At 40.7% G+C, this 8,534-nt stretch carries 7 protein-coding genes; 6 read left to right on the forward strand and 1 reads right to left on the reverse strand.

Going from position 1 to position 8,534, the window contains the following annotated elements; translation table 11 throughout:
• The first annotated feature begins 96 nt into the window (after nucleotides 1-96).
• The 6 genes from KC820_RS01155 to rnr all read left to right on the forward strand — a co-directional run bounded on the left by KC820_RS01155 (nucleotide 97) and on the right by rnr (nucleotide 7,388).
• Nucleotides 97-273 carry a hypothetical protein gene (locus KC820_RS01155; RefSeq protein WP_212367323.1) on the forward strand — a complete coding sequence of 59 codons (177 nt, stop codon included), beginning with the start codon at nucleotides 97-99 and terminating at the stop codon, nucleotides 271-273.
• Between the two features lie 192 nt (nucleotides 274-465).
• The gene (eno, locus tag KC820_RS01160; protein WP_212367325.1) at nucleotides 466-1,749 is read left to right on the forward strand and encodes a phosphopyruvate hydratase; all 1,284 of its coding nucleotides are present in this window, start codon (nucleotides 466-468) and stop codon (nucleotides 1,747-1,749) included.
• 883 nt (nucleotides 1,750-2,632) lie between these two features.
• Nucleotides 2,633-3,892, forward strand: coding sequence for a dicarboxylate/amino acid:cation symporter (locus KC820_RS01165; protein WP_212367327.1), 1,260 nt, complete (start codon nucleotides 2,633-2,635; stop codon nucleotides 3,890-3,892).
• Nucleotides 3,893-4,026: 134 nt separating this feature from the next.
• Nucleotides 4,027-4,260, forward strand: a complete 234-nt coding sequence (gene secG / locus KC820_RS01170; RefSeq protein WP_144087900.1) for a preprotein translocase subunit SecG — start codon at nucleotides 4,027-4,029, stop codon at nucleotides 4,258-4,260.
• Nucleotides 4,261-4,447: 187 nt separating this feature from the next.
• Nucleotides 4,448-5,194: an alpha/beta hydrolase gene (locus tag KC820_RS01175; protein WP_212367329.1), complete on the forward strand. Its 747-nt coding sequence runs from the start codon at nucleotides 4,448-4,450 to the stop codon at nucleotides 5,192-5,194.
• Between the two features lie 19 nt (nucleotides 5,195-5,213).
• Nucleotides 5,214-7,388: a ribonuclease R gene (gene rnr / locus KC820_RS01180; protein WP_212367331.1), complete on the forward strand. Its 2,175-nt coding sequence runs from the start codon at nucleotides 5,214-5,216 to the stop codon at nucleotides 7,386-7,388.
• Nucleotides 7,389-7,436: 48 nt separating this feature from the next.
• Here rnr and KC820_RS01185 read toward each other — a convergent pair whose 3' ends face one another.
• Nucleotides 7,437-8,309, reverse strand: a complete 873-nt coding sequence (locus tag KC820_RS01185; protein WP_212367333.1) for a GNAT family N-acetyltransferase — start codon at nucleotides 8,307-8,309, stop codon at nucleotides 7,437-7,439.
• Nucleotides 8,310-8,534 lie beyond the last annotated feature (225 nt).

Here is an 8,534-nt window from a genome sequence, read left to right on the forward strand (position 1 = left end):
AAGTAAAGTTTTTTCTAACATCAGACGCGTTACGAAAGCATTACATCCTGTGAAGGTCCGTTCGATTGGATCCAACCACTGAAGGAAAGCAGGTTAATGCTGAAGGACCGCGAATTAACACCGCGAATTAACACTGAAGAAAAGCAGATTAACACTGAAGAAAAGCAGATTAACACTGAAGGACCGCGAATTAACACTGAAGAAAAGTGGATTAACACTGAAGAAAAGTGGATTAACACTGAAGGAAAGCAGATTAACACTGAAGAAAAGTAAATTAATGCTGAAGGAACACATTTTAACGTTGAAGAACCGAACAACGGCCGTTGGATCAGTACAATCCGTGTACGAGCGGCATGGAACGATTGCGATGAATCGCAAATGTCATCTTAGCCTCTTTGAGCAAAAGTGTACACCTAAAGAGTGTTTCAATATCAACAAAAATAGAACATGAAGGAGCGAGTTTTCATGCCTTATATTATCGATGTTTATGGTAGAGAAGTATTAGATTCACGTGGCAATCCAACAATAGAAGTAGAAGTAATGACAGAATCCGGTGGCTACGGCCGCGCAATAGTTCCAAGTGGTGCGTCAACTGGAGAACATGAAGCAGTCGAATTACGCGACGGTGACAAAGACCGTTACCTTGGAAAAGGTGTCGAGCAAGCCGTTAAAAATGTTAATGATGTCATTGCTCCAGAACTCGTCGGATTCGATGTAACCGAACAAGTCGATATTGACCAACTAATGATTGAGCTAGACGGAAGCGAAAACAAAGGGAAACTCGGCGCGAACGCGATTTTGGGCGTTTCGATGGCGGTTGCCCATGCAGCAGCAGACTATCTCGGCCAGCCATTATACAAATATCTCGGTGGTTTCCAAGCGACAACATTACCGACACCAATGATGAATATTTTAAATGGCGGCGAGCATGCGGACAACAATGTCGACATTCAAGAGTTTATGATCATGCCTGTTAGCGCACCTACGTTTAAAGAGGCGTTGCGTACAGGTACAGAAATCTTCCATGCATTGAAAAAAGTATTGAAGGATAAAGGCTATAATACATCCGTTGGTGATGAAGGTGGATTCGCGCCAAACTTGAAATCCAACGAAGAAGCATTGGAAACAATCGTTGAAGCTGTCAAAGAAGCGGGCTATGAAATCGGTACAGACATCAAACTTGCGATGGACGTTGCCGCTTCTGAAATTTACAGTGACGGTAAGTATGAACTAAAAGGCGAAGGCGTCACGAAAACAGCAGAAGAAATGGTTGCTTGGTATGAAGAGTTAGTCAATAAATACCCAATCGTCTCGATTGAAGACGGCTTGGACGAGAACGACTGGGACGGCTTCAAATTATTAACTGAAAAAATTGGAGATCGTGTTCAGCTTGTCGGAGATGACCTTTTCGTTACGAACACGGAGAAACTTGCGGAAGGAATCGAAAAAGGAATCGCTAACTCCATTCTGATTAAAGTAAACCAAATCGGAACGTTGACGGAAACGTTTGAAGCAATTGAAATGGCGAAAAAAGCAGGCTATACAGCTGTCATTTCACACCGTTCTGGCGAAACAGAAGATGCAACGATTGCTGACATTTCTGTTGCAACGAACGCAGGTCAAATCAAAACAGGTGCTCCATCTCGTACAGACCGCGTTGCAAAATACAATCAATTATTACGTATTGAAGACTATCTCGGCGTAACAGCACATTATGCCGGGGACTCAGCTTTCTATAACTTAAAATAAAATGCTTCTGAGCGAACGATTTGTGGCTGCTACAAATTTACCCAAACAAAAGACGCGCTAGATGAAACCTTGATTGGTGAGTAAAAATACTCATTAATCAAGGTTTTTGATGTGTCTGGATCGTTTTTCAATGCTAGCCCTTAGAGCATCAGTGTTAAATATGCTGTCTTCAGTGTTTAATTACGAGGCTTCAGGGTTAATTTGCGGTTCTTCAGGGTTAATTTGCGGTTCTTCAGGGTTAATTTGCGGTTCTTCAGCGTTAATTTGTGAATCTTCAGGGTTAATTTGAAAATCTTCAGTGTTAATCTGCGAAGCTTCAGTGTTAATTTATGGATCTTCAGGGTTAAATCGCAATCCTACCGCAAACCTTCAATATACGCCCACCGTCATGATTATCCGCACCTTAGCGGAGTATATTTGCGAAGCGTTTTTCTACACACTAGATTAGGATGTTCGTATCTGTCTCAACTTGAAAAATTTTGCCCCAGACACTTTTTTATCGTTGGGAAATATTTCTCTTTCATCTTGATTAAATACAATGTAAAATATAACAGGTATTATCCGAAGAACCATTGCGCATAATTTATGAGTTCGGCAGGGTCGAGTAAATTTTTTAGCACATGTTTTTTCGTTTTCATCGGATATGAGCAGTGGCAGGCTGCGAATATACTGAAGGTAAACTGACGATTTGATTCTGTGCTGAATTCTTAGCTGTGGGGTTTTTTGCAAATCGCTAAACAGTATTTTCAAAACATACAGATCAATGATGCTAGTTAACTAGAAACTTTTCATCCCAACTAAGAAATCGCTTTCACAAAAAATAATAATTGACTAAATTTTCACATAATTATTAGTAACCTATTGTTAAGGAGGGAAATGAAAGATGAAAAATCTAACGAAACAGATTGTTATTGCATTGATATTAGGTATTGCAATCGGTTTAGGTTTAAATATGTTTGCTCCTAGTGCCTTTGGACCAATTGATACGTATTTCTTTACACCACTAGGAGAGATCTTTTTACGTTTGATTCAAATGTTAGTCGTACCAATTGTTTTCGTTTCACTCGTCATCGGGACAGCGTCACTTGGTGATCCGAAAAAGTTAGGTAGAATCGGCGGGAAAACGATCCTGTTCTTCCTGACATCTACAGCAATTGCGATTACCATTGCCATGTCATTGGCATTGTTAATCAAACCAGGTGAAAAAGGTTTAATCGACACGACAGGTGTTGAGTATGAACCGAGCGAAGCACCTTCCGTCGTGGATACGTTGTTGAATATTATCCCGACAAACCCAATCGCAGCGATGGTGAATGGGGAAATGCTTCAAATTATCTTTTTTGCGATTTTATTAGGTGTTGGTTTAGCAACGTTGAATAAAAAAACCGATCTCATTAAAAAGTTTTTAGACCAAGCATTCGATTTAGTGATGTATGTTGTTAATATTGTCATGTACACAGCTCCATTTGGTGCATTTGGTCTAATTGCTTCAGCCGTTGGTGGCGCAGGATGGGATGCGATTAAATCATTAGCTGCATACTTCGTCGTTGTCCTAGCCGCTCTCTTGATCCATCTTGTTGTAACTTATGGATTCGTCGTGAAGTTTATGGCAAAGAAAAGCCCGATTTGGTTCATCAAAAACTTTGCGCCTGCCATGAGTGTGGCATTCGGTACTGCGAGTAGTGGGGCGACACTACCGGTATCAATGACAACAGCTCAGAAGCGACTGGGTGTAAAGGAACCTGTCAGTAGTTTCGTTCAACCACTCGGAGCTACGATTAATATGGATGGTACTGCAATCATGCAAGGGGTTGCCACTGTATTTATCGCACAGGTATATGCAGAGAGCTTAACGCTTACACAGCTACTAACCGTCTTGTTAATTGCCGTTCTTGCGTCTATTGGTACTGCTGCTGTGCCTGGCGTCGGATTAATCATGCTAGCAATGGTTCTTCAGCAAGTTGGTCTTCCGGTAGAAGCAATTGGATTGATTCTCGGGGTCGACCGTTTACTTGATATGGCACGAACAGCCGTCAACATCACAGGTGATGCAGCCTGCGCATTATACATTTCAGAAACAGAACCCGACATAGAAGAAACAAGCGAACTAGAAGAATCACCTGCCACACAATCACAGTCATAATGATGACCTGAACGCTTTATGCGAGCGTTCAGGTTTTTTATTTGGTTATTGCCTGTAAAAGGTATTGCAAAATTCAGCTTGTTTATGTAAAATTATTTGTATGGATTTGTGTGCAAGCATAGGAGGTCAAAGACATGTACGGTTTCTTAGTGACATTGCTTTTCATCAATACACTCGGTTTGATCATTACCATCTTACTTCAGTCAGGCAAAAGCGCTGGATTATCTGGTGTAATCACTGGCGGTGCTGAACAATTATTCGGAAAGCAAAAAGCTCGTGGTTTAGAAGGTGTTCTACACCGTGTGACAATTGTGTTAGGGGTAACTTTCATGGTTATCACGTTCTTATTAGGCTATATCGTATCTTAATAAATGACGACAAAACAGTGAGTGAAAAGCTTGCTGTTTTTTTATGAAACAAAATTTTTTACCAACACCACGAATAAATTCCACAGAAGGAACCACTTCATCACTCAAAATATTCACCTATGATTAATTCAATGACAACTCGGGAAACTTAACAATAGGTATGTCCTGAAAAAGGAGGAAATATACGATGCAAATCAAGAAACCAGAACCATTTACATTTGAAGCAGGAAATCGAGCAGTTTTACTACTACATGGATTTACGGGACATTCAGCAGACGTACGGATGCTGGGACGGTTTTTAGAGAAAAAAGGTTATACAACGCATGCACCGATTTATGAAGGACATGGTGTAGAGCCAGAGGAATTAGTAGGTACGACAGCTGATCAATGGTGGCAGGATGCCCTTGATGGATATAATCATCTTAAAGAGTTAGGTTACGATGAAATTGCTGTTGCTGGCTTGTCACTTGGTGGTGTATTGACGTTAAAGCTTGCATATCAGAAACCGTTAATGGGAGCTATTCCAATTTGCACACCCGTATACTTTGATAATATTAAAGAACTTTCCGGTGGCTTTAAGCAATTTGCAAAGCAATATAAACAGCTTCAACAAAAAGATGATAAACAAATCGACGAAGAAGTTGACCGGTTATTCGAACAATCTGATGAAACATTTGATTCATTAAGTAAATTAATTGAAGAGGTTCACGACCGAATAGATGAAATATATGCACCAACACTTGTGCTGCAAGCTGAAGAAGATGAATTAATCAATAAGGACAGCGCAAATTATATATATGAACATGTACAAGCGGATGAAAAAGACATCAAATGGTATGAAGGCGCCCCTCATGTAATTACGTTAAGTGATTACAAAGATCAGGTTCACGAAGATATTTATGCGTTTTTAGAAACGTTAGATTGGAAATCATAAAGTAAAGAGGTGAATGTAGATGAGTGAGTTGAAAAAGAACCTTCTGGCTTATTTTCAAGAAGAAGCAACACACCCTCACTCCATTGAAGAAATCCAAGAGATTTTTTCGATTAAGTCAAGCGATGATTTAATGGAGTTAATGAAGCGGTTAAATGAATTGGAAGAAGAAGGTGAAATTGTCCGGACGCGAAAAAATCGGTACGGATTAGCGGAAAGAATGAATCTCGTTCGAGGAACCGTTCAAATGCATGCGAAAGGATTTGCGTTTCTTATTCCGGACGATGAAGACAAAGATGATGTTTACATTAACAGTCATGATTTAATGTCAGCGATGAACGGTGACCTTGTACTCGTTCGAGTCAATGTTGATTCGATTGAAGGAAATCGCCCAGAAGGCGTCGTTGTGCGAATTTTAGAACGTAATAACGACAAGGTTGTCGGCACGTACCAAGATAATGGCCGATTCGGTTTCGTCATTGCTGATGATAAACGGATTCCGAATGATATTTTTATCCAAGAAGGAAACAACAACGGAGCTGCTGATGGACATAAAGTCATCGTCAAGATTACCGAGTTTCCGAAAGATAAAAAGAGTGCAGAAGGCGAAGTTGTTGAGATTCTCGGTCATGTGAACGACCCTGGCATTGATATTCTTTCGATCATTTATAAACATGGCATCAAGGCAGAGTTTGATGCAAATACGTTAGAACATGCCAATGAAGTTCCTGAAACGATTGATGAATCCGATATGGAAGGACGCCGGGATTTACGTAATGAACAAATTGTAACCATTGATGGAGCAGACGCGAAAGACTTGGATGACGCGATTCGGGTTGAAAAACTAGAAAACGGAAACTTTCTGTTAGGAGTCTATATTGCCGACGTCTCTTATTATGTGACGGAAGGCTCTCCGATCGACCGAGAAGCTTTTGAGCGTGGGACAAGCTCTTACTTAACAGATCGTGTTATTCCAATGATTCCCCACCGCCTGTCCAACGGGATTTGTTCTTTGAACCCACAAGTCGACCGGTTGACATTAGGCTGTGAAATGGAAATCGATCAAAAAGGCCAAGTCGTGAATCATGAAATTTTTGAAGCGGTCATTAAAACGACTGAACGAATGACGTATTCAGCCGTAAATTCGATTTTAGGTCGTGAAGAGCCTACGATGCGAGAAAAATATGAAACTCTAGTTCCGATGTTTGAAGCAATGGAAGAACTTGCTCAAATTTTACGGAAGAAGCGCATGAACCGCGGTGCAATTGACTTTGATTTCAAGGAAGCTGGAATTGTCGTTGATGATGAAGGTCACCCATTAGATATTAAAATATTGGAGCGCGGTGTAGCGGAGCGATTAATCGAAGAGTTTATGCTCGCAGCAAATGAAACGGTTGCAGAGCATTTTCATTGGATGGATGTTCCATTTATTCACCGAATTCACGAAAATCCTGAAGCGTCGAAATTACAGCGTTTTTTCGAATTCATCGGTAACTTAGGTTATGTCGTTAAAGGAACGAGTGATGATGTCCATCCGAAAGCCCTTCAGCAAGTGTTAAAAGAAATTGAAGGAAGCAAAGAAGATATGGTCGTCAATAAACTGATGTTACGTTCCATGCAACAAGCGAAATATTCACCAGAATCAGTCGGTCACTTCGGCTTGGCGACAGAGTTCTATACGCACTTTACATCGCCAATCCGACGCTATCCGGATTTGATTGTTCACCGTCTCATTCGGACTTATTTAATCCATGGCGATCTAAGTGATCAAACGATTGATAATTGGAAAGAAAAACTTCCAGATATCGCACGTCATACATCCGCAGCGGAAAGAAGAGCTGTCGATGCAGAACGTGAGACGAATGACCTGAAGAAAGCAGAGTATATGACGGATAAAATTGGTGAAGAATTTGATGGATTAGTAAGCTCCTTGACGAACTTTGGTCTGTTTGTGGAACTGCCAAACACAGTTGAAGGACTCGTACACATCAGCTATTTAACAGATGATTACTATCACTATGATGACCGCCATCAAGCAATGATTGGTGAGCGAACGGGCAAGATTTTCCGAATCGGAGATGAAGTTCGTGTCCGTGTCATTAGTACAAACATTGATGAACGAGCCGTAGACTTTGAAATCGTTGGTATGGATAAACCAAAACCAAAAGGAAAAAGAAGCGCACGAAAAATCAAATAATACAAAAAAACTATCCTTTCGTCTTTTGACGTCAGGATAGTTTTTCAGTTACCGATTTAACCATTTGCCATGTAACACCCACGGGTCTTGAAAGCTAAAAGCATTTTCATTTGGTACAGTCGCTCGTTGTTTTTCGGTTAAATCGAAGCGGATGTACATGTCTTCTTCACTTTGTTGAGCAAGCCGATGTTTTGCATGGGAAATGGTTTTTAATAACCCCGGCTGCTCCCACAAATCGTCCCATAAATAAATGGTTTGCGCGTATTTATATTTTTTCTGATCTTCTTTTACGATAACGAAACGGTCTTCCGTGGCATTTTTGAACATTAACCAATTCTTGATGATTTCATCTTTAAATAACGTCGGACTTGCTGGAAAAGGATAATAGCTTTCATAAGGAAAGATTGTGTTTGGGTCTTTAGAGAGTGAATCCAACCAACGTTTTTTCTCATCGAGTTCGGATATTTCTTTCCATAAAGGACCCGTTTCAATATCCAATTTTTTATCATCAACGACGGTGGAAGCGTGCAGGTCAATCAATTCAGGTAGGCCCAGTTTATTCAACACATTCATCCCTGAATAATTATGCCGTTGCATATTGCCGCCGACCCAATTGACTCCATCAAGCTTTTCAATTTCTTGAATAACGTGCTTCAATAATTTAGTCGCCAAACCTTCACCACGATATCTGACATGCGTACGTAACCTTCCGAGCATCGCGTACTGTTCAGCGAAAATCGTATAGCCACCAACCGATACGAGTTGATCACCAGCAAAAAGCCCAAAAACCTTATGTTCTTTATACTCAATTAAACGGTCAAAAATTCGGATAACATAATCATCTTGTTTACCCGTTTCCATTTGCTCGAGTTTATCTCGATCACCCAACTCAAGCTGTCTAAAATGTATCGTATCAATCACTTGCTGCAACCTCCTATATCGGCCAATATCACAGTTAATTCCACCCATATCTTGACACAAACTTGCTTAGATTGTCTATTAAATTATTTGTCGATGTTGTTGAGGATGGTTCGGCGACTAGAAGAGAGATTTATCGGGCGGCTAGAACGCTTTATCGGGCGTCTGGCACGTTTTGTCGAGCGGCTGGGACGCTTCGTCGAGCGGTTAGAACTGTTTGTTGAGCGG

Origin of the sequence: Allobacillus saliphilus (assembly GCF_018138385.1) — a bacterium.
Lineage (GTDB): Bacteria > Bacillota > Bacilli > Bacillales > Alkalibacillaceae > Allobacillus > Allobacillus saliphilus.